The organism is Azospirillum sp. UENF 111221, from assembly GCF_058780625.1.
Genome location: NZ_JBSNCH010000003.1, coordinates 451,565 through 473,778, shown reverse-complemented (window position 1 = coordinate 473,778; position 22,214 = coordinate 451,565). Strand labels below are relative to the sequence as shown.

The following is a 22,214-nucleotide window of genomic DNA, read 5'->3' as shown; positions in this document are numbered from 1 at the left end:
ACCGTCAGCCAGTCTCGGCCAAATGCCGGCGCATCGCATCGGCGATCAAATCCTGCGCCTCTTCCGCCTCATCCACCAGGGCCCCCATCCGCAGGAAATCGTGAGTCATCCCGGCATAGATCCGCGCATCGACGGGAGCGCCGGCCGCCGCCAGCTTGTGCCCGTAGGCGATCCCTTCGTCGACCAGCGGATCGCATTCGGCCAGCACGAGCAGAGCCGGCGCCAGCGAGGTCGCGACAGCGGGTGAAGGCTCCGCCAACAGCGGCGAGAAGCGGCCGTCCCGCCGGTCGGCCTCCTCACCGGCATAATGACGATAGAACCACTCCAAGGTCGCCCGCTCCAGCAGATGCCCTTCCCCATACCGGCGTAACGAAGCGGTGTCGGCCGTGGCGTCGGTCACCGGATAGATCAGCACCTGCAGACGCGGGCGCGGCAGGCCTGGATCTGCGGCGGCCCTCAGGCTGATCGCCGCGGCGAGACTGCCGCCGACGCTGTCGCCCCCCACCGCCAGACGACCGCCGTCGAGCCCCAGTCCCGCACCAGCCCTGCCGAGCCAGTCCAGCGCGTCCAGCGCATCGTCGAAAGCCGTGGGAAAGCGATGCTCCGGAGCCAGCCGATAGCCCACCGACAGGACCGCAATCCCGCTCTTCGACGCAATCGCCCGGCACAGCCCGTCATGGGAGTCGAGGCTGCCGACGACATAGCCCCCGCCGTGGAAGAAGAGCAGAACCGGAGCCGGGCTCGCCGTCCGGTCGGCGGAATAGAGACGGGCCGGCAGCACGGCACCGTCGCGGGTCGGGATGGACAGCTCCTCCACCCGCTCCACCGGCTCGCCGCCGGGGTCCATCATGCGGGAGGTGTGCTCGAAGGCGAGCCGGGCCTCCGCCGGCGACAGGGCGTGCATCGGTTTCATCCTGCCGTCCTCGCGTCCACCCGCTGCGAGCGCGAGGAAGGCGGCAATATCGGGGTTCACAGGCATCGATCATTACTCCCGGTCCGGATGGGCGCGCTCATTCAGCGGCATCCGCTAGGTCGGCGGCAGGGGCGTCGGTAGGGGCGTCGGGCCGTTCCGCCGACCCGGCCAGATGTTCGACGATCTCCGCCAGGAAGCCTTCATCACGCGGCGCCTCGAAATGACCACAGCCGAGCGACCGCCAGGGCAGCGGGCGTCCGCCGAGCTGTGTCTCCAGGCGCAGCCGGTCGGTGTCGCGGCCGGCAACCCACCAGCCCTGCGCAGCGGCATCGACCGGCAGGCAGGCAGGCAGGGCCACGGACAGCCGCTTCAGATGACGGGCGGTCAGGAAGGCCTGGGTCAACTCCTCCGCCCCCATCGCGGTCCCCAGCCCTTCGGCGTTGCCGGTTCTGGGAGCATCGAGCATCCGGGCAACGACGCTTCTGATCGCGTCGGCGTCTTCGGGCGCGGCTGCGGGACGGCCGACGACCAAGCCCGGCAACACCACCGCAAGGAAGCCGGCGAGATCGTCGCGCCAGTCATCCAGCCCAAGCTCGCCGCCAACCTCGCCGATGTACGGCGATGGCACGAAGGGGTCGAGCAGGACAAGGCGCCGCACACGGTGCCCCCGGCGCTCCAACTCGGCCGCCATCAGCGCGGCAATCGTTCCTCCCAGCGACCAGCCGAGCAGGTCGTAGGGTCCCTGCGGCTGCCGTGCCCGCAGCAGGTCGACATAGTCTCGCGCCATTTCCTCCAGCGAACGGTCCCGCCATTCCGGATCGACCAGCATGCGCGACTGTATCGCCAGCACGCTCCGCCGCCCATCGAGGCGACGGGCCAGCGGTTCATAATCGAAGATTGTGCCGAAGCCGGCATGGATGCAGACCAGCGGCGGCTGTCCGGCAAGTGGCCGGTTCAGGGCCATGATCGGCGACGGTTCGCCCTTCGCCGCCATTGTCTCCGCAGCCGTACCGAGCAGTTCGGCGATGGTCGGCTTGCGGATGAGGTCACGGAGCTTGAAGGACACCCCAAGCGGCTTCAACGCCCGTGCACGGGTCACCAGTTGGATGGAGAGGATGGAGTCCCCGCCCAGCTCGAAGAAGTTGTCGGTCACGCCGACGCTCTCCAGCCGCAGCAGCTCGCACCACAGCGCTGCCAGGGCCCGTTCGGCCGCGCTGCGCGGCGGCACCCGGGCCGACGACGACGCCACCTCCGGCTCGGGCAGGGCCTTGCGGTCCAGCTTGCCGTTCGGCGTCAGCGGCAACCGCTCCAGCACCACGAGGTGCGTTGGCACCATGTAGTCCGGGAGCGCCGCCTTCAGCCCGGCGCGCAGCCGCTCGACAAGGCCGGCGCCGGCATCATCGCCGCTACCTTCATCGCCGACGGGCACGACATAGCCGACCAGACGCTTGCCGGAGCTGCCGTCGCGGGCGACCACCGCCGCCTCGCGCACGCCCTGCTGCGCCCGCAGCCGCGCCTCCACCTCGCCAAGCTCGATGCGGAAACCGCGGATCTTCACCTGATGGTCGATCCGCCCGACATACTCGATCACCCCGTCCTCGCGCTGGCGCACGAGGTCGCCCGTCCGGTAGAGCCGCCCGCCGCCCGCCGAGAACGGGTCGGCGACGAAACGCTCCGCCGTCAGGCCGGGGCGGTTCAGGTAGCCACGCGCCAACCCGGCGCCGCCAAGATAAAGCTCCCCGACCACGCCCAGCGGCACCGGGTTCAGGTCGCCGTCCAGGACATGGGTGGTGCGGTCGCCCACCCGCAGGCCGATCGGTGCATAGGCCGCACCGCACCGGTCCTGCCGGCCCGCCCTCCAGATCAGCGGCGTCACCACCGTCTCGGTCGGGCCGTAGCCGTTGATGATGTGCTCCGGTTGCAGCGCAGCCTTGGCCAGTTCGAACGCCGCATTGCTGACGGCGTCGCCGCCGAAGCAGTAGACCCGCACCGGCGGCGGGGCGATCCCACGGTCCGTCCGCTCGCGCCCGGCATGCTCGGCAAGCTGCTGCAGATAGACCGGCGGGAACGCCGCCACCGTCACGCCATGGCGCTGCATCGCCTCGTAGGTCTGCTCCGGCGTCCACAGACTGTCGTCGCGGATCAGCAGGCGGCTGCCATGGGTCAGCGCGGTCAGCCAGCGTTCATGCGCGCCGTCGAAGGCGAAGGACATGAAATGCAGCTCGCAGTCCTGCGGGGTCATGGCATAGAGCGCGCCGATGGCCCGGCAATGCATGGCGAGCGGGCCGTGCGCCACCGCGACCCCCTTGGGCAGGCCGGTGGAGCCGGAGGTGTAGATGACGTAGGCGAGGCTGCCGGGCAGCACCGCCACCGCCGGCGCGGCCTCGGCCTCCTCGGCCGGCAGGCCGTCGAGCAGCAGGCTCGGCAGGCCGTCCGGCAGCGGCAGCCGCTCCGCCAGGCCGGCGTCGGTCAGCAGCAGGGCGATGCCGGCATCGCCGATCAGGTAGGCGAGGCGCTCGCGCGGATAGGCGGCATCCAGCGGGACATAGGCGCCGCCGGCCTTGAGCACCGCCAGCAGAGCAACGATCATGGCAGGTCCGCGCGGCAGGGCGACGCCGACGCGGACTTCGGGCCCGACGCCGGCCGCCGCCAGCCGGTGGGCCAGGGCGTTGGCCCGGCGGTCGAGCGCGGTGAAGCCGAGAGTGCCGTCCTCGCGGGCACCCCCGGGAGCACCGTCCACCACCGCCGGCCGGTCGCCGAGAGCGGCGGCCATGGCGGCGATGCGGGCATGCACCGGCTCGAAGGCATCCGCGGCGATCGGTGCGTTCCAGGCGGCGAAGCGAGCCCGTTCCTGCCCGGTCAGCAGCGGCACCTCGCCAACACGCCGTTCGGCATCCGCCACAAGACCAGACAGGATCGTCTCGAAATGGCCTTGGATACGGTTGCACAGGTCGCCGTCGATCAGATCGCGGCGGTGGATGAACTTGACCTCCAGCTCTTCACCGACCGACACCTCCAAATCCATGGCGAATCCGGTCACGTCGACCCGGTCCGTCGCTCCGAATCTGATGGTGTGGTCATTGTGGTTTTTGATGACCTCGTCGACGGGGTAGTTCTCGAAGACGAGGATGCTGTCGAACAGGGCCCGCGCGCCGCCGCCGGTGCCGAGGCTGGAGCCGGCCCAGCGCTGTACCTCGTGCAGCGGCGTGTGCTCGTGCTCACGCATCTCCAGGTTCCGCCGCTGCAACCCGCGCAGCCACTCCCCCACCCGCTCATCCGATGGCGGACGCTCCACCACCGGCAGCGTGTTGATGAACAGCCCCAGCGTCTCCTCGACGCCGGCAAGCTCCGCCGGACGGCCCGACACCGTCGCACCGAACGCCACCGTCTCCTGCCCGCTGTAGCGTTGCAGAAGAAGCACCCACGCCCCCTGCACCAACGTGTTCAGCGTCACCCGCTGCGCCTGCGCAAACGCCTGCAACCGCCGCGTCGCACCGCCGTCCAGCCGCAGCCGCACAATGCCGTGCCCCGCCTGCGGATGCCGGCAGGGCAGGCTGGCCGCCAGCAGCGTCGGCGCCTCCAGCCCAGACAGGCGCCCGCGCCAGAAGCGCTCCGACGCCGCCGCATCCTGCCGCCCGAGCCACGCGATGTAGTCGCGGTAGCGGCCCGCCGCGCCACCGACCGCGCCGTCCACCTCCGCTCCCCGGTAGCGGCCCAGCACCTCCGCCACCAGACGCGCGCTGCTCCAGCCGTCCAGCAGAAGGTGATGGCTGGTCCAGATCAGGCGATGGCGCACTTGGCTCTGTGGCCCCTGCCCCAGCCGCACCAGGACCACCCGCTGCAACGGCGGACGGCCAAGCTCGAAGCTGCGGGCACGCTCCTCCCGCGCCAAGGCACCCAGAGCCTCCTCCAGGTCGGCGCCGGCGAGGCCGCGGTCGCGCCAGTCCAGCACCGACACCGCATCACCCACCCGCTCCCACACCGCCTGCAACGGGGCGGCAAGCGTGCCGCCCCACAGGAAACTGGTGCGCAGCACGGCATGGCGAGCCGTCACCCAGGCCCAGGCGGCGGCGAAGCGGGTCTCCTCAAGCCCCTCCACCTCGACGGCGAGCTGCGTCACATAGGGGCTTTCGCCCTCCGCATCCCCTTCCAGCGCATGGAACAGCATGCCCTGCTGCATCGGGCTCAGCGGGTAGAGGTCTTCCACCTCGCGCGCCGGCAGCGACAGCGCGTCCAGCTGCCCCTGCGTCAGGCCGGCCAGCGGTACGTCCGACGGCGTCAGCCCGCCGGACGAGGACTCGCAATGCGCGACCAGCGCCCGAAGCTCCTCCCCATAGGCAGCGGCCAGCCCCTCCACCACCGGCGGCGCCAGCACCGCATGGCTGTAGCTCCAGTCGAACACCAGTTCCCCGTCATAGACCCTGCCGTCGATGCTCAGCCAGTTGCCGAGCGGGGCGTCGGCATCGAGACGGGCACCCGCCGGCTCGTTGGCCGGCACGAAGCGGGCGGTGTCGTCGAAGCTGCCGTCGAACTGGCCCAGATAGTTGAAGGTCACCCGCGCCTCGGGCAGGGCCTGCAGCGTTGCCTGCGCCTCCGCATCGCCCAGATGGCGCAGCACGCCATAGCCCAGACCGTTCGACGGAACAGCCCGAAGCTGCTCCTTCACCGCCTTGATCGCTGCCTCCAGCTCCCCTCCGGGGTGCAGATGCACCGGATAGGCGGTGGTGAACCAACCGACGCTGCGGCTGAGGTCCAGGTCGCCCACCAGTTCCTCGCGGCCATGACCCTCCAACTGCACCAGGGCCGAGGCGGCGCCGCTCCACCGGCACAGCACCCGCACCAGCGCCGTCAGCAGAAGGTCGTTCACCCGCGTCCGGTAGGCTGCGGGCGCCGACGACAGCAGGCGCTTCGTCCAGCCGGCATCCAGCCGCGTCCGTGCCACGGCCGATGTCGCCACCCTCAGCGCCCCGGGGGAGACCGGCTCCGCCACGCCAGGCAGCCCGGCCGGAGCCCCCGCCAGGCTGTCGCGCCACCAGGACAGTTCATCCCGCAGCGCCCCGCTCGCGGCGTGGCGGCCCAGGACCTCGCCCCAGGACTGGAAGGAGGCGGTCTTGGCCGGCAGCACCACCGCCTCGCCCCGTTCCAGCTGCGTGCAGGCCAGCTGCAGATCCTCCAGCAGCACACGCCAGGACACACCGTCCACCACCAAATGGTGGATCGCCAGCAGCAGGCGCTGCTGACCGTCATCCCCGCGCTCCACCAGCAGGGCGCGCAGCAGCGGGCCATGGTCGAGGTCGAGGCTGCGCTGGGCCTCCTCGCACAGCCGCCCCTGCGCTTCCGCATCGGCGGCGGTGCGGTGCCACAGCACCGGCGGCACCGCCTCCGACGGCAGGTGCTCGGCACGTCCGTCGCAGGCGAAGACCAGCCGCAAGGCGTCGTGATGGGCCAGCAGCGCCGAGAGCGCCCGCTCCAGCAGCGCCGGATCGACCGGCCGGCGCAACCGCAGCAGCACCGACTGGTTCCAGTGGCTGCGGCTGGGGATCGGCTCCTCGAAGAACCAGCGCTGGATCGGCGTCAGCGACAGCGCCCCGCAGACGCTGCCCTGCCCGGCGGCCGAAGTGGCCGGAGCGCCGGCGTCGCTGCGGGCGGCGCGGGCGAGCGCCTCCAGGGTCTGGTGCTCGAAGACGTCGCGCGGGGTGAAGGAGAGGCCGTGGCGGCGGGCGCGGCTGACCAGCTGGATGGAGAGGATGGAGTCCCCGCCCAGCTCGAAGAAGTTGTCGGTGACGCCGACGCTGTCCAGCCGCAGCAGTTCGCACCACAGCGACGCCAGGGCCCGTTCGGCCGCACTGCGCGGCGGCACCCGCTCCGAAGACGCCACCACCTCCGGCTCGGGCAGGGCCTTGCGGTCCAGCTTGCCGTTGGGCGTCAACGGCAACCGCTCCAACACCACCAGATGCGTTGGCACCATGTAGTCCGGCAGGTCGCGGCCAAGGTGCTCCTTCAGCCGCCGCGGCAGCTCCGCAGCCGCATCGGCGGCGACATAGCCGACCAGACGCTTGCCGCCCGCACCGTCGCGGGCGACCACCACCGCATCCCGCACCGCCGGATGGCCGCGCAGCACAGCCTCGATCTCGCCAAGCTCGATCCGCAGGCCGCGGATCTTCACCTGATGGTCGATCCGCCCGACATACTCGATCACCCCGTCCCCGCGCCGACGCGCCAGGTCGCCCGTCCGGTACATCCGGCCGCCGTCGGCGCAGAACGGATCGGCGACGAAGCGTTCCGCCGTCAGGCCGGCCCGCCGGTGATAGCCGCGCGCCAGGCCCGCACCGGCGATGTACAGCTCGCCGACCGCACCGGCCGGAAGCGGGTTCAGGCACTCGTCCAGCACATGCAGCCGCAGATTGTCGATGGCCACGCCGATCGGCACGCCGCCGCCCGCACCGCCCTCCCCGGCCCGGCAGGTCCAGTGGCTGACGTCGATCGCCGCCTCCGTCGGGCCGTAGAGGTTGTACAGGCCGACCTGCGGCAGCCGGGCGAACAGCCGGTCCTGCAACGCCGCCGGCAGCGCCTCGCCGCTGCACACCACACGGCGCAGACTGGTGCACTGCTCCACCCCCGGCTCCTCCAGGAAGGCCCGCAGCATGGAGGGCACGAAGTGCAGCGTGTCGATGCCCTGCTCCCGGATCAGCGCCACCAGCCGGGCCGCGTCGCGGTGCTCGCCGGGCGCAGCCACCACCAGATGCGCCCCTACCATCAGCGGCCAGAAAAACTCCCAGACCGAGACGTCGAAGCCGAAGGGCGTCTTCTGCAACACCCGCTCGCCAGGGGAAAGCCGGTAGGCCTTCTGCATCCAGGCCAGCCGGTTCAGCAGGGCGCCATGGCTGTTGCCGGCCCCCTTGGGCGTGCCGGTGGAGCCGGAGGTGTAGATCAGGTAGGCGAGGTTCTCCGGCCGCAGCCCGGCCGCGGGCGGCGTGTCCGGCAGTCCCCCGGTGCTCTCGGCGTCGGTGTCCTCGGCGTCGAGCAGCAGCAGGCGGACAGCCTCGGGCAGCGCCTCGCCACCCAGCCGTCCGGCAAGATGGGACTGGGTGAGCAGCAGGGCGATGCCACCGTCCGCCGCCATGGCGGCAAGGCGGGCGGACGGCAGGTCCGGGTCGAGGGGCAGATAGGCGCCGCCCGCCTTCATCACCGCCAGCAGGCCGACGACCAGCTCCAGCGAACGTTCGGCGAAGACGCCGACCGTCACCTCCGGGCCGACGCCAAGCGCCTGAAGCCGGTGGGCCAAGCGGTTCGCCTGCGCCTCCAGCTCGGCATAGCTCAGCGTCCGCCCGCCGAAGTTCACCGCAGGGCACCCGCCATGCAGACGGGCCTGCTCCGCGATCAGATCCGGCACCAATGGACCGGCGGTCAGCGTCCCGTCGCGGGTCGCGTTCCAGCCGGCGAAGTTCCGCCATCCCTCCTCGTCGAGCAACCCGATCTCACCCAACCGGCGCCCGGCATCCTCGACCAGGGCCAGCAGAAGCCGTTGGGTCTGTGCGGCGAAATGGCTGACCTCCTCGTCGCCGATACGATCGCGCCAATGGCTGAAGGTCAACGTCAGTTGCTTTCCGGCACCCATCAGCAGGGTCAACGGGACGGAGGTAAGCTCATGATTCTGTGGAGCGCCGAAGCGCAGGCCGCCGGTTTCCCCGCGCCCTTCTCCATGGCCAAGCGCGTCTGACAGCGGATAGTTCTCGAACACCAGCAGACTGTCGAACAGCATTTCGCCGCCATGGCCGGACCAGCGCTGGATGTCGGCCAGCGGGGTGTGTTCGTGCTCCCGCATTTCGAGATTGCTGGCCTGGAGATCGCTCAGCCACTCCGACACGGTCTGGGCCGGATGCGGTGTAGCGACCAGAGGCAGCGTGTTGATGAACAGGCCGATCTGCTTCTCGATGCCCGGCAGTTCAGCCGGCCGGCCGGAGACCGTCACGCCGGCCGCCACCGCCTTCTGTCCGGTCCGCCGGTGCAGCAACAGCAGCCAAGCGGCCTGAACCAACGTGTTGAGCGTCACCTGGCTCTGACGGGCGAAGCGGACGAGCCGCGCGGTTTCCCGTTCGTCGAAGGCAAGTTCGAGGACCCCATGCCCTTGGCCGATATCCGCTTGCCCGCTGGCCGTCGCGATCCTCGTCGGCTGTTCGAGTTCGGCGGTGCGGTTGCGCCAGAAGGCCTCGGACGCCGCCCTGTCGCGCCCTTGCAGCCAGGCCACATGGTCGCGGAAGCGGCTACCGTCCACCGCCGGCACGACGCCGGCATAGCGTTGCAGCACCTCTCCCAGAAGCTGCGAGCTGCTCCAGCCGTCCAGCAGGATGTGGTGGCTGGTCAGGATCACATGATGGCGCTCCCCGCCCGTGCGCACCACCGCCAGCCGCAGCAGAGGCGGTGCCGCAAGGTCGAAGCCGGCCTGCCGCTCCGCCGCCGCAAGCCCGTCCAGCCGCGCCGTCGGGTCCGCATCGCCGTGCCAATCCTCCAGCCGCAGCGGCACCGCGACCTTGCGCCGGATCGCCTGCAACGGCTGCTCCAGGCCATCCCACAGGAAGCCCGCCCGCAGGCTGTCATGCGCGTCGACCGCCCCCTGCCATGCCGCATGGAAGCGCGCCACGTCCAGCCCCTCCACATCCACCCGCATCTGGTTGATGTAGGCGTCGCCACCCGGCTCGTAGAGCGCATGGAACAGCATGCCCTGCTGCATCGGCGTCAGCGGGTAGAGGTCCTCCACCTCGCGCGCCGGCAGCGGCAGCGCGTCCAGCTGCCCCTGGGTCAGCCCGGCCAGCGGAACGTCCGACGGCGTCACACCGCCGGCCGAGGACTCGCAATGCGCGACCAGCGCCCGAAGCTCCTCCCCATAGGCTGCGGCCAGCTCTTCCACAACAGGCGACGCCAGCACCGCGCGGCTGTAGCTCCAGTCGAACACCAGTTCCCCGTCATAGACCTGACCGTTCAGCGTCAGCCAGTTGCCCAAAGGCGCATCGGCGCCCTGGCTGCTGCCCGCCGGCTCGTCGGCCGGCACGAAGCGGGCGGTGTCGTCGAAGCTGCCGTCGAACTGGCCCAGATAGTTGAAGGTCACCCGCGCCTCGGGCAGGGCCCGCAGCGTTGCCTGCGCCTCCGCATCGCCCAGATGGCGCAGCACGCCGTAGCCCAGCCCGTTCGACGGAACCGACCGAAGCTGCTCCTTCACCGCCTTGATCGACGCGCCCAGTTCCCCACCGGGGTGCAGATGCACCGGATAGGCGGTGGTGAACCAGCCGACGCTGCGGCTGAGGTCCAGGCCCGCCACCAGCTCCTCGCGGCCATGCCCCTCCAGCTGCACCAGCGCCGAGGCGGCGCCGCTCCACCGGCACAGCACCCGCGACAGCGCCGTCAGCAGAAGGTCGTTCACCCGCGTCCGGTAGGCCGCAGGCGCCGACGACAGCAGGCGCTTCGTCCAGCCCCCATCCAGCCGCGTCCGCGCCACGGCCGACCGCGCAACCGTCAGCGCCTCGGGGGAGACCAGCTCCGCCACGCCAGGCAGTCCGGCCGGCGCATCCGCCAAGCTGTCGCGCCACCAGGACAGCTCATCCTTCAGCGCCCCACTCGCGGCGTGGCGGCCCAGGGCCTCGCCCCAGGACTGGAAGGAGGCGGTCTTGGCCGGCAGCACCACCGCCTCGCCCCGCTCCAGCTGCGTGCAGGCCAGCTGCAAATCCTCCAGCAGCACGCGCCAGGACACGCCGTCCACCACCAGATGGTGGATCGCCAGCAGCAGGCGCTGCCCGCCGTCATCCCCCCGCTCCACCAGCAGGGCGCGCAGCAGCGGGCCATGGTCGAGGTCGAGGCTGCGCTGGGCCTCCTCGCACAGCCGCTCCTGCGCTCCGGCATTGGCGGCGGTGCGCTGCCACAGCACCGGCGGCACCGCCTCGGGCGGCAGGTGCTCGGCACGTCCGTCGCCGGCGAAGACCAGCCGCAGGGCGTCGTGATGGGCCAGCAGGGCCGAGAGCGCCCGCTCCAGCAGCGCCGGATCGACCGGCCGGCGCAGCCGCAGCAGCACCGACTGGTTCCAGTGGCTACGGTTGGGGATCGGCTCCTCGAAGAACCAGCGCTGGATCGGCGTCAGCGACAGCGGCCCGCAGACGCTGCCCTGCTCGGCGGCCGGAGCGCCGGCGTCGCTGCGGGCGGCGCGGGCGAGCGCCTCCAGGGTCTGGTGCTCGAAGACGTCGCGCGGGGTGAAGGCGAGGCCGTGGCGGCGGGCGCGGCTGACCAGCTGGATGGAGAGGATGGAGTCCCCGCCCAGCTCGAAGAAGTTGTCGGTGACGCCGACGCTGTCCAGCCGCAACAGCTCGCACCACAGCGCCGCCAGGGCGCGCTCGGCCGCGCTGCGCGGCGGCACTTGGACCGACGACGACACCTCCGGCTCGGGCAGGGCCTTGCGGTCCAGCTTGCCGTTCGGCGTCAGCGGCAACCGCTCCAGCACCACGAGGTGCGTTGGCACCATGTAGTCCGGCAGCGCCGCCTTCAGTCCGGCGCGCAGCCGCTCGACAAGGCCGGCGCCGGCATCATCGCCGGCCCCCTCATCCCCAGCGGGCACGACATAGCCGACCAGACGCTTGCCGGAGCTGCCGTCGCGGGCGACCACCGCCGCCTCGCGCACGCCCTCCTGCGCCCGCAGCCGTGCCTCCACCTCGCCAAGCTCGATGCGGAAGCCGCGGATCTTCACCTGATGGTCGATCCGCCCGACATACTCGATCACCCCGTCCCCGCGCTGGCGCACGAGGTCGCCGGTGCGGTAGAGCCGCCCGCCGCCCGCCGAGAACGGATCGGCGACGAAACGCTCCGCAGTCAGGCCGGGGCGGTTCAGGTAGCCCCGCGCCAACCCCGCGCCGCCAAGATGAAAGCTCCCCGACCACGCCAAGCGGTACCGGGTTCAGGTCGCCGTCCAGAACATAGCCGCAGGTCCCATCGATGGGACGGCCGATGCTGGCGCGGCCCCCCGCCTCGCGACGGGTCACTGTCGAATAGGTCGTGTCCTCCGACGGGCCGTAGAGGTCGTAGACGTCGGCGATACCGGCGGCATAGAGGTCATCCACCAGCGATTGAGCCAACGGCTCGCCCGCCAGATTGACGGTCCGCACACCGGCCGGAATACCGCCGGAGCGCAGGAGGCCGGCAATAGCCGACGGCACCGTGTTGATCAGGCACACACGATCGCGGGCCGGCAGGTCGGGCAAGGCCAAAGCGTTGTCGGCCATCACCACATGGCCGCCGGCACTCAGGGTGACGAAGAACTCCCAGACCGAAAGGTCGAAACAGATGGAGGTCGAGGCCAGGACCCCCTGCAACTGCTCCGGCCGGTAAAGCCGCAATGCCCAGTCGATGAGGGCCGAGGCGTTGCGATGCTCGATCACCACACCCTTCGGCCGTCCGGTCGAGCCGGAGGTGTAGATGACATAGGCGGCGTCCTCCGCCCTGTTGACCGGCAGCGGATCATCCGCCGGGCCGTTCTCCAGACCGAGCGCCGGATCGTCGAGCGCCAGCACCCGCAGGCCCCCGCCCGTCGGAAAACGGGGCAGCAGGCTGCGTTGCGTCACGACCATTGCCGCTTGGCTGTCGGCCAGCATGTAGGCGACACGGTCGGCGGGATAGTCGGGGTCGAGCGGAACATAGGCACCGCCCGCCTTCAGAATCGCCAGAAGACCGGTCGGCAGAGCCTCCGTCCGCTCAAGCATGACGGCGACCGGGACACCGGGCGCGACGCCGAACGTGCGCAGCCGATGGGCCAGCCGGTTGGCCTGCCGGTTGAGATCGCCATAGCTCACGCTGCGCGTGCCGGCGATGACCGCGGTGGCATCCGGACTGCGGGCGGCCTGCACCTCGAACAGACGCGGCAAGGGCGTCGCGTCCATCGGCTCCGGTTGGTTCCAGGCGCCGAAAATGCGGTCGCGGTCGGCCTCGTCCAGCACGGAGAAGGCACCGAGCGGCCGGTTCGGGGCTTCGGCCATCGCCAGCAGAAGACGGTTCAGATGGCCGGCGAGGCGCGCCACCGCCGCCCCCGTCAGATGGGCGCGGTCGTAGCGGTGATGCAATTCGAGCCGGTCGCCGGGCATGATCGCGATGGTCAGCGGATAGCTGGTCCGCTCATAACCGATCACCGGCGAGAAGCGCAGTCCGCCGGGGCTTCCCTGACGCAACGCTTCGGCGACCGGATAGCTCTCGAACACCAGCAGGCTGTCGAACAGGGCACCGCCGGCATCGCCCGATGCGGTCTGGCCCGACCAGTGCTGAATGTCGGCGAGCGGCGTATGCTCATGCTCACGCAGGTCGAGGTTGCGGCTTTGGACGGTGCGGAGCCAGTCCGCCACCGGCATCGCGGGATGGGGTGTCAGGATCACCGGCAGCGTGTTGATGAACAGGCCGAGCCGGTGCTCCACCCCCGGCAGATCCGCCGGGCGGCCGGACACGGTGGTGCCGAAGGCGACGGTGTCCTGGCCGCCATGCTGGCGCAGCAGGACGGCCCAGGCCGCCTGCATCAGCGTGTTCAGCGTGACGTCGCAGCGACGGGCGAGGTCGGTGAGGCGACGGGTCTCCTCCACGGTGAAGACGCAGCGATGCTCGCCCTGCCCGTCCCGCTCCGGCATGGGCTCCACCCGCGGGCCGGAGGGCAGCAGCGAGACGATCCTGGTCGGCTGTTCGAGTTCGGCGGTGCGGTTGCGCCAGAAGGCCTCGGACGCCGCCCTGTCGCGCCCTTGCAGCCAGGCCACATGGTCGCGGAACCGGCCGCCGTCCGCCGCCGGCACGACGCCGGCATAGCGTTGCAACACTTCGCCCAGAAGCTGCGAGCTGCTCCAGCCGTCCAGCAGGATGTGGTGGCTGGTCAGGATCACATGATGGCGCTCCCTGCCCGTGCGCACCACCGCCAGCCGCAGCAGAGGCGGTACCGCAAGATCGAAGCCGGCCTGCCGCTCCGCCGCCGCAAGCTCGTCCAGCCGCGCCACCGGGTCCGCATCGCCGTGCCAATCCTCCAGCCGCAGCGGCACCGCGACCTTGCGCCGGATCGCCTGCAACGGCTGCTCCAGGCCATCCCACAGGAAGCCCGCCCGCAGGCTGTCATGCGCGTCGACCGCCCCCTGCCATGCCGCATGGAAGCGCGCCACGTCCAGCCCGTCCACATCAACCCGCATCTGGTTGATGTAGGCGTCGCCACCCGGCTCGTAGAGCGCATGGAACAGCATGCCCTGCTGCATCGGCGTCAGCGGGTAGAGGTCCTCCACCTCACGCGCCGGCAGCGGCAGCGCGTCCAGCTGCCCCTGCGTCAGGCCGGCCAGCGGAACGTCCGACGGCGTCAGCCCGCCGGACGAGGACTCGCAATGCGCGACCAGCGCCCGAAGCTCCTCCCCATAGGTCGCGGCCAGCCCCTCCACCACCGGCGGCGCCAGCACCGCACGGCTGTAGCTCCAGTCGAACACCAGCTCCCCGTCATAGACCTGACCGTTCAGCGTCAGCCAGTTGCCCAAAGACGCATCGGCGTCCTGGCTGCTGCCCGCCGGCTCGTCGGCCGGCACGAAGCGGGCGGTGTCGTCGAAGCTGCCGTCGAACTGGCCCAGATAGTTGAAGGTCACCCGCGCCTCGGGCAGCGCCCGCAGCGTTGCCTGCGCCTCCGCATCGCCCAGATGGCGCAGCACGCCATAGCCCAGCCCGTTCGACGGAACCGACCGCAACTGCTCCTTCACCGCCTTGATCGCTGCCTCCAGCTCCCCACCGGGGTGCAGATGCACCGGATAGGCGGTGGTGAACCAACCGACGCTGCGGCTGAGGTCCAGGCCCGCCACCAGCTCCTCGCGGCCATGCCCCTCCAGTTGCACCAGCGCCGAGGCGGCGCCGCTCCACCGGCACAGCACCCGCGACAGCGCCGTCAGCAGAAGGTCGTTCACCCGCGTCCGGTAGGCCGCAGGCGCCGACGACAGCAGCCGTTTCGTCCAGCCCCCATCCAGCCGCGTCCGCGCCACGGCCGACCGCGCAACCGTCAGCGCCTCGGGAGAAACCGGCTCCGCCACGCCAGGCAGTCCGGCCGGCGCATCCGCCAAGCTGTCGCGCCACCAGGACAGCTCATCCTTCAGCGCCCCGCTCGCGGCGTGGCGGCCCAGAGCCTCGCCCCAGGACTGGAAGGACACGGTCTTGGGTGGCAGCACCACCGCCTCGCCCCGTTCCAGCTGCGTGCAGGCCAGTTGCAGATCCTCCAGCAGCACGCGCCAGGACACGCCGTCCACCACCAGATGGTGGATCGCCAGCAGCAGGCGCTGCTGACCGTCATCCCCGCGCTCCACCAGCAGGGCGCGCAGCAGCGGGCCATGGTCGAGGTCGAGGCTGCGCTGGGCCTCCTCGCACAGCCGCTCCTGCGCTTCGGCATTGGCGGCGGTGCGCTGCCACAGCACCGGCGGCACCGCCTCGGGCGGCAGGTGCTCGGCACGTCCGTCGCCGGCGAAGACCAGCCGTAGGGCGTCGTGATGGGCCAGCAGCGCCGAGAGCGCCCGCTCCAGCAGCGCCGGATCGGCCGGCCGGCGCAGCCGCAGCAGCACCGACTGGTTCCAGTGGCTACGGTTGGGGATCGGCTCCTCGAAGAACCAGCGCTGGATCGGCGTCAACGACAGCGTACCGCTGACGCTGCCCTGCTCGGTGGCCGAAGCGGCCGGAGTCCCGGCGTCGCTACGGGCGGCGCGGGCGAGCGCCTCCAGGGTCTGATGCTCGAAGACGTCGCGCGGGGTGAAGGCGAGGCCGTGGCGGCGGGCGCGGCTGACCAGCTGGATGGAGAGGATGGAGTTCCCGCCCAGCTCGAAGAAGTTGTCGGTGACGCCGACGCTGTCCAGCCGCAGCAGCTCGCACCACAGCGCCGCCAGGGCGCGCTCGGCCGCGCTGCGCGGCGGCACTTGGACCGACGACGACACCTCCGGCTCGGGCAGGGCCTTGCGGTCCAGCTTGCCGTTGGGCGTCAGCGGCAAGCGCTCCAGCACCACGAGATGCGTGGGCACCATGTAGTCCGGCAGAGCCGCCTTCAGTCCGGCGCGCAGCCGTTCGACAAGGCCGGCGCCGGCATCATCGCCGGCCCCCTCATCCCCGGCGGGCACGACATAGCCGACCAGACGCTTGCCGGAGCTGCCGTCGCGGGCGACCACCGCCGCCTCGCGCACGCCCTGCTGCGCCCGCAGCCGTGCTTCCACCTCGCCAAGCTCGATGCGGAAGCCGCGGATCTTCACCTGATGGTCGATCCGCCCGACATACTCGATCACCCCGTCCTCGCGCTGGCGCACAAGGTCGCCCGTCCGGTAGAGCCGCCCGCCGCCCGCCGAGAACGGGTCGGCGACGAAACGCTCCGCCGTCAGGCCGGGGCGGTTCAGGTAGCCGCGCGCCAACCCGGCACCGCCAAGATAAAGCTCCCCGACCACGCCGAGCGGCACCGGGTTCAGATCGCCGTCCAGGACATGGGTGGTGCGGTCGCCCACCCGCAGGCCGATTGGCGCATAGGCCGCACCGCAGCGGTCCTGCCGGCCCGCCTTCCAGATCAGCGGCGTCACCACCGTCTCGGTCGGGCCGTAGCCGTTGATGATGTGCTCCGGTTGCAGCGCCTCCCTGGCAAGCTCGAACGCCGCATCGCTGACGGCGTCGCCGCCGAAGCAATAGACCCGCACCGGCGGCGGGGCGGTCCCCCGCTCCGTCCGCTCGCGCCCGGCATGCTCTGCAAGCTGCTGCAGATAGACCGGCGGGAACGCCGCCACCGTCACGCCATGGCGCTGCATCGCCTCGTAGGTCTGCTCCGGCGTCCACAGGCTGTCGTCGCGGATCAGCAGGCGGCTGCCGTGGGTCAGCGCGGTCAGCCAGCGTTCATGCGCGCCGTCGAAGGCGAAGGACATGAAATGCAGCTCGCAGTCCTGCGGGGTCATGGCATAGAGCGCGCCGATGGCCCGGCAATGCATGGCGAGCGGGCCGTGCGCCACCGCGACCCCCTTGGGCAGGCCGGTGGAACCGGAGGTGTAGATGACATAGGCGAGGCTGCCGGGCAGCACCGCCACCGGCGGTGCTGCCTCGGCCTCCTCGGCCGGCAGGCCGTCGAGCAGCAGGCTCGGCAGGCCGTCCGGCAGCGGCAGCCGCTCCGCCAGGCTGCCATCGGTCAGTAGCAGGGCAATACCGGCATCCCCGATCAGGTAGGCGAGGCGCTCGCGCGGATAGGCGGCATCCAGCGGGACATAGGCGCCGCCGGCCTTGAGCACCGCCAGCAGGGCGACGATCATGGCGGGTCCGCGCGGCAGGGCGACGCCGACGCGGACTTCGGGCCCGACGCCGGCCGCCGCCAGCCGGTGGGCCAGGGCGTTGGCCCGGCGGTCGAGCGCGGTGAAGCCGAGAGTGCCGCCCCCGCGGGCACCTCCGGGAGCACCGTCCACCACCGCCGGCCGGTCCCCGAGAGCGGCGGCCATGGCGGCGATGCGGACATGCACCGGCTCGAAGGCCTCGGCGGCGACCGGCGCGTTCCAGGCGGCGAAGCGCGCCTGCTCATCCGCGGTCAGCAGCGGCACCTCGCCCACCAGCTGCCCGGCATCTGCAACAAGACCAGACAGAAGCGTCTCGAAATGGCGGCGCAACCGCTCGATCCTGTCATGGTCGTAGAGATCGGTCGCGTAGGTGAAAGAGGCCTCGATCCCACCGCCCTCTTCTTCCACGGTATCGAGGGTCAGGTCATAGCTGGCCATGGCACTGTCGAGCGCCATCGGCTCCACCCGCAGACCATCCATCGCGGAGGCGGCACGGCCATCGCGGCGCTGGTGGTTGAACATCACCTGGAACAGCGGATTGTGGCTGAGGCTGCGCTCCAGCTTCAGCGCCTCCAGCAGTTGTTCAAAGGGCAGGTCCTGATGCGCCTGAGCCCCCAGCGCCGTTTGCCTGACCCGATCGAGCAGGTCGGCGACGCGGTCGCGCCCGTCGATCCGCAGGCGCAGGACCTGGGTGTTGACGAAGAAGCCGACCACGCCTTCGCACTCCGCACGGTCGCGGTTGGCGACCGGAACGCCGATGGCGATATCCCCCTGCCCGCTGTGGCGGTGGAGCAGCATCGTGAAAGCCGACAACAGCAGCATGAACAGCGTGGCGTCGTTCTCGCGGGCGAAGGCGCGCAACCTCCCGGCCAGTTCCGCACCGAGCGTGAAGCGAAGGATGGCGCCACGGTGGCTCTGCCGCGCCGGCCGCGGCCGGTCGGCAGGCAGTTCCAACGGAGCCCGCTCTCCCCAGACGGTCGAGCCAATAGGCGAGTTGCCGCTCCGCCTCGCCCGCCTCCAGCATGTTCTTCTGCCAAAGGGCGTAATCGACATAGCGGATCGGGGGGTGCGGCAGGTCGATCCTCCCGCCCTGCCGGATGGCCCCGTACAGATCGGCGAACTCCCGGATCAGCACGGCCATCGACCAGCCATCCGACGCGATGTGGTGCATCGTCACCAGAAGACGATGGTCCTGCTGCCCCAGACGGACGAGGCGCGCCCGCAGGAGCGGGCCGGCCTCCAGATCGAAGGGTGCCTGCGCCTCCTCCTCGATCAGGCGGCGTGCGGCAGGCTCGCGCTCCTCGGCGGGCAGATGGCTCAGCTCGTCGACCGCCAGCCGGAATTCGGTATCGTCGAGGACGGTCTGCACCGGCTCCCCGTCGCCCTGGCGGAACACGGTCCGCAGAGCGGCATGGCGGCCCAGCAGACGTTCGAAGGCGCGGGACAGCGCGTCGCGATCAAGATCCCCGGCGAGGCGCGTCGCGCTGAAAATATTGTTGGCACCGCTGTCGGGATCGAGCTTCCACAGCGCCCACATCCGGCGCTGCGCATGGGACAGCGGCGCCTCCGTGGCCGGGGCGAGGTCCGCCGGGATCGGCAGCAGCGAAAGGTCCACGGCCTCGTCGCGCATGGCGCGCCAGAACAGCTTGCGCTTTTCCACCGGCAGACCGATGAAGCGGCGGACCAGGTCCACGGAGTCTTGAGCAACCATCTGGAATTTCCCATCGCCGGCTGGCTTGACGCTGATCCGGCCGCCGGGGGTTCCGGTACGGTCGACCGGGGCGGCCAGACTGTGCGCGGCGCGCCATCAGGCACACCGCGGTCTCCAGTAGTGACGAAGCAGGGACGGCCGGATTTACCCCGCCGGTTCGGAATCGGCGGCGGCGAATGGAGTGTGCTCGCGGATGCTCGGAGTCAGCGGGCCGAAACGAGGAGTTCGCCGTCCTTGGACGCGAGCGTCACCGGCAGCACCCGCGGAAGGGACGCCGCCACGCGGTCCAGATCGGCGACGTCATACACGCCGCCGATGCGCATCGCCCCCACCTTGCGGTCGGCCAGCCTCAGCGGCTGCGACAGATAGGGGTTCAGCAGGGGCACCGCTTCGGCCAGCGTGATGTTGTCGAACACCAGCCTGCCCTCGCGCCAGGACAGGATCCGCAGCGGATCGACGTGCGCAACGCTGCCGAACCGGCTGTCGCGGGCGAAGCGGCCCTGCATGCCGGGCGTCAGCCGCAAAGGCTCTCCTCCCGCCGCCGCGTCGGGGCTCACGGTGACCGATCCCTCCGCCAGCGTCACGGCGAGATCGCCGTCATTGGCCCAGACATTGAACTTCGTCCCCGTCACCCGGACCCGATGACCGGCAGTGAAGACGGTGAAGGGCCGTCCGGCATCGTGCGCGACCGCGAAATAGGCCTCGCCATGGTCCATCAGGACGCTGCGCCGGTCGCGGAACTGGGCATAGAACAGGGTGGTGTGGACGTTCAGGTCCACGGTGGAACCGTCGGGCAACTCGACCATGCGGTGCCGGCCGCCGCCGAGGAAGACATCGACACGCCCCGGCAGCATGCCGAACGACCAGCCCACAGGCCAGCAGGCGGCCAGGGTCGCCGCAATGCAGGCCGCCATCGCCCAGCGCCGCCACCGTGACGGAACCCTGACGGCGGCGGACCGCGCTGTCCGCCCGCAGCCCGGCGCAGGGTGTGCCGCCGCCGTCCCGGGAACCGCAGTCACCCGCGGGCGCAGACCGGCGGACAGGCCCCAGAATCTCCCGCATCGCATCGAATTCCGCCAGATGGCGCGGGTCCATCAGGCACCAGCGTTCGAATGCGGCGCGATCGGCGTCGCTGACCTCGGCCGATTGCAGGCGCAGGCACCAGTCCGCAGCCTCTTCGGTCACGCGGTCATCGTCGGAAGGATAAGACGGAGGCATACGGGCGCGCTCGGCTCCGGAAGGCGTTCGGCAGCTATAGGGCAAGCAGGGGATGGATCGCAAGGCGAGCCGGACGGAATGGACTCTACGCGAGGTAATCGGGCAGGGAAACCCCCGCGTCCGCGGCGCCGGCTGCGACCTTCCGTGGCAGGCAAGGGCACGGGGTGGGAGAGCAGGCACGGATCGGGGGGCCGGTTCCGGGAAGCAGGCCGTCGGGAAAACCGGTTCCGGAGGATAACGGTTTCAGTTTCGCCCCGCTCGTTCGTCCTAGTCAGGACGGCCGCGCGCATCCGCCTCCACGGCGGAGCCTTTGTGCCGGCCACCTTCGCTCCCGTCCCGCAGGAACCCCGATGCCGACGCCACCCCGCACCAGCCTCGCCGCTCTGCTCCAGTTGCTTCGCCCCTTCTGGCCGATGCTGACCGCCGCCACCCTGCTGGGGGTGCTGGGCGGGCTCAGCGTGACCGGGCTGCTGGCAACCATCAACCGCATCCTGCATGCAGGCGATAGTCCGGGCGCCGGGATCCTGCTCGCCTTCGCCGGCCTGTGCGCCCTGGCGCTCGCGGGCTCGGTCCTTTCCGACATCGGCACCAACCGGATCGGGCAGAAGGTCATCGCGCGGCTGCGCAAGGATCTGGGCGACCGCATCCTGACCGCGCCGATCGATCAGCTCGAGCGCTACCGCAGCCACCGCCTGATCCCCGTGCTGACCCACGACGTCGACACCATCAGCGACTTCGCCTTCGCCTTCGCGCCGCTGGCGGTGTCGCTCAGCGTCACGATGGGCAGCCTGTGCTACCTGGCGGTGCTGTCCTGGCCGATGTTCCTGGCGACGGCCGCCGCCATCCTGATCGGCAGCGCCGTGCAGTATGTGGCACGCGTCCGCGGCATCGAAGGCTTCCACGAGGCGCGCGCCCACGAGGATGAGCTGCAGAAGCATTACCGGTCGCTGGCGGAAGGGGCGAAGGAACTGCGCATCAACCGTCCGCGGCGGCTGCGGCTGCAGAGCGAGGCGCTGCGCGGCACCATCGACCGCATCTGCGACATCCAGATCCGGTCGATCAACCTCTTCGTCATCGCCAAGGGATTCGGGTCGACGCTGTTCTTCATCGTCATCGGGGTGGCGCTCGGCGTCGAAGCGCTGTGGCCCAGCACTGACCGCGGGACGCTGAGCGGCTTCATCCTGGTCCTGCTCTACATGAAGGGGCCGCTGGAGCATCTGATCGGCACCCTGCCCATCGTCAGCCGCGCCCAGGTCGCCTTCCGCCGCATCGCCGACCTGTCGGCGGAGTTCGCCTCGCCGGAACCGCATCTGCTGATGAAGGACGACGCCCGCCCGCCCGCGACCATCGACCGGTTGGAGCTGCGGAATGCCCGCTACATCTACCCGCCGGCCGGACCCGACGTGGAGCCCTTCGTGCTCGGTCCCGTCTCGCTGCGGGTCGGCCGCGGCGAGATCCTGTTCATCGTCGGCGAGAACGGCTGCGGCAAGACCACGCTGATCAAGATGCTGCTCGGCCTCTACCCCCCTCACGAAGGCCAGATCCTGCTGGACGGCCGGCCGGTGACACCGGAGACGCGCGACGATTACCGCCAGCTCTTCACCACCATCTTCGCCGATTATTTCCTGTTCGACGACCTGATCCAGGCGAACGACAGCGTGCCGGAGGATGCCCAGGCCTATCTGGAACGGCTGGAGATCGCCCATAAGGTCAGCGTCGTCGACGGCGTGTTCAGCACAACCGACCTGTCCACCGGCCAGCGCAAGCGCCTGGCCCTTCTCCAGGCCTGGACCGAGAAGCGGCCGGTGCTGGTGTTCGACGAATGGGCCGCCGACCAGGATCCGACCTTCCGGCGGATCTTCTACACCGAACTGCTGCCGAGCTTGAAGGCGCTGGGCAAGACCATCATCGTCATCTCCCATGACGACCGCTATTTCGACGTGGCCGACCACCTGCTCCGGCTGACCGCCGGCAAGGTCGTGGAGGATCGCCAGCCGGCGCTGTGACGGAGCCTGTACGGGAAGCGGCAGAAAAAAGGGGGTGCGCCCGGTTGGGTGCGCCC

Annotated in this window: 4 protein-coding genes and 2 pseudogenes; 1 reads left to right on the top strand and 5 read right to left on the bottom strand. The window is 70.7% G+C overall.

The window, feature by feature from the left end:
- Positions 1 to 4: 4 nt before the first annotated feature.
- The 5 genes and pseudogenes from ACWPN3_RS10285 to ACWPN3_RS10265 all read right to left on the bottom strand — a co-directional run.
- Complete coding sequence (locus tag ACWPN3_RS10285; RefSeq protein ID WP_492261330.1) at positions 5 to 979, bottom strand: alpha/beta hydrolase; 975 nt, start codon at positions 977 to 979, stop codon at positions 5 to 7.
- Positions 980 to 1,010: 31 nt separating this feature from the next.
- Entirely contained in the window at positions 1,011 to 11,798 is a 10,788-nt protein-coding gene (locus ACWPN3_RS10280; RefSeq protein ID WP_492261329.1) for an amino acid adenylation domain-containing protein, read from the bottom strand.
- Positions 11,799 to 11,856: 58 nt separating this feature from the next.
- Positions 11,857 to 18,760: pseudogene (locus ACWPN3_RS10275) on the bottom strand (amino acid adenylation domain-containing protein); the annotation flags it as partial.
- A 377-nt stretch (positions 18,761 to 19,137) separates the two neighbouring features.
- Positions 19,138 to 19,848 (bottom strand): FecR family protein, encoded by a 711-nt coding sequence (locus tag ACWPN3_RS10270; RefSeq protein ID WP_492261328.1) that lies wholly within the window; start codon positions 19,846 to 19,848, stop codon positions 19,138 to 19,140.
- A 199-nt stretch (positions 19,849 to 20,047) separates the two neighbouring features.
- A pseudogene (locus tag ACWPN3_RS10265) lies at positions 20,048 to 20,152 on the bottom strand (FecR/PupR family sigma factor regulator); the annotation flags it as partial.
- Between the two features lie 350 nt (positions 20,153 to 20,502).
- Between ACWPN3_RS10265 and ACWPN3_RS10260 the strand changes: the two are divergent.
- Positions 20,503 to 22,158 carry a cyclic peptide export ABC transporter gene (locus ACWPN3_RS10260; protein ID WP_492242684.1) on the top strand — a complete coding sequence of 552 codons (1,656 nt, stop codon included), beginning with the start codon at positions 20,503 to 20,505 and terminating at the stop codon, positions 22,156 to 22,158.
- The last annotated feature ends 56 nt before the right edge of the window (positions 22,159 to 22,214 follow it).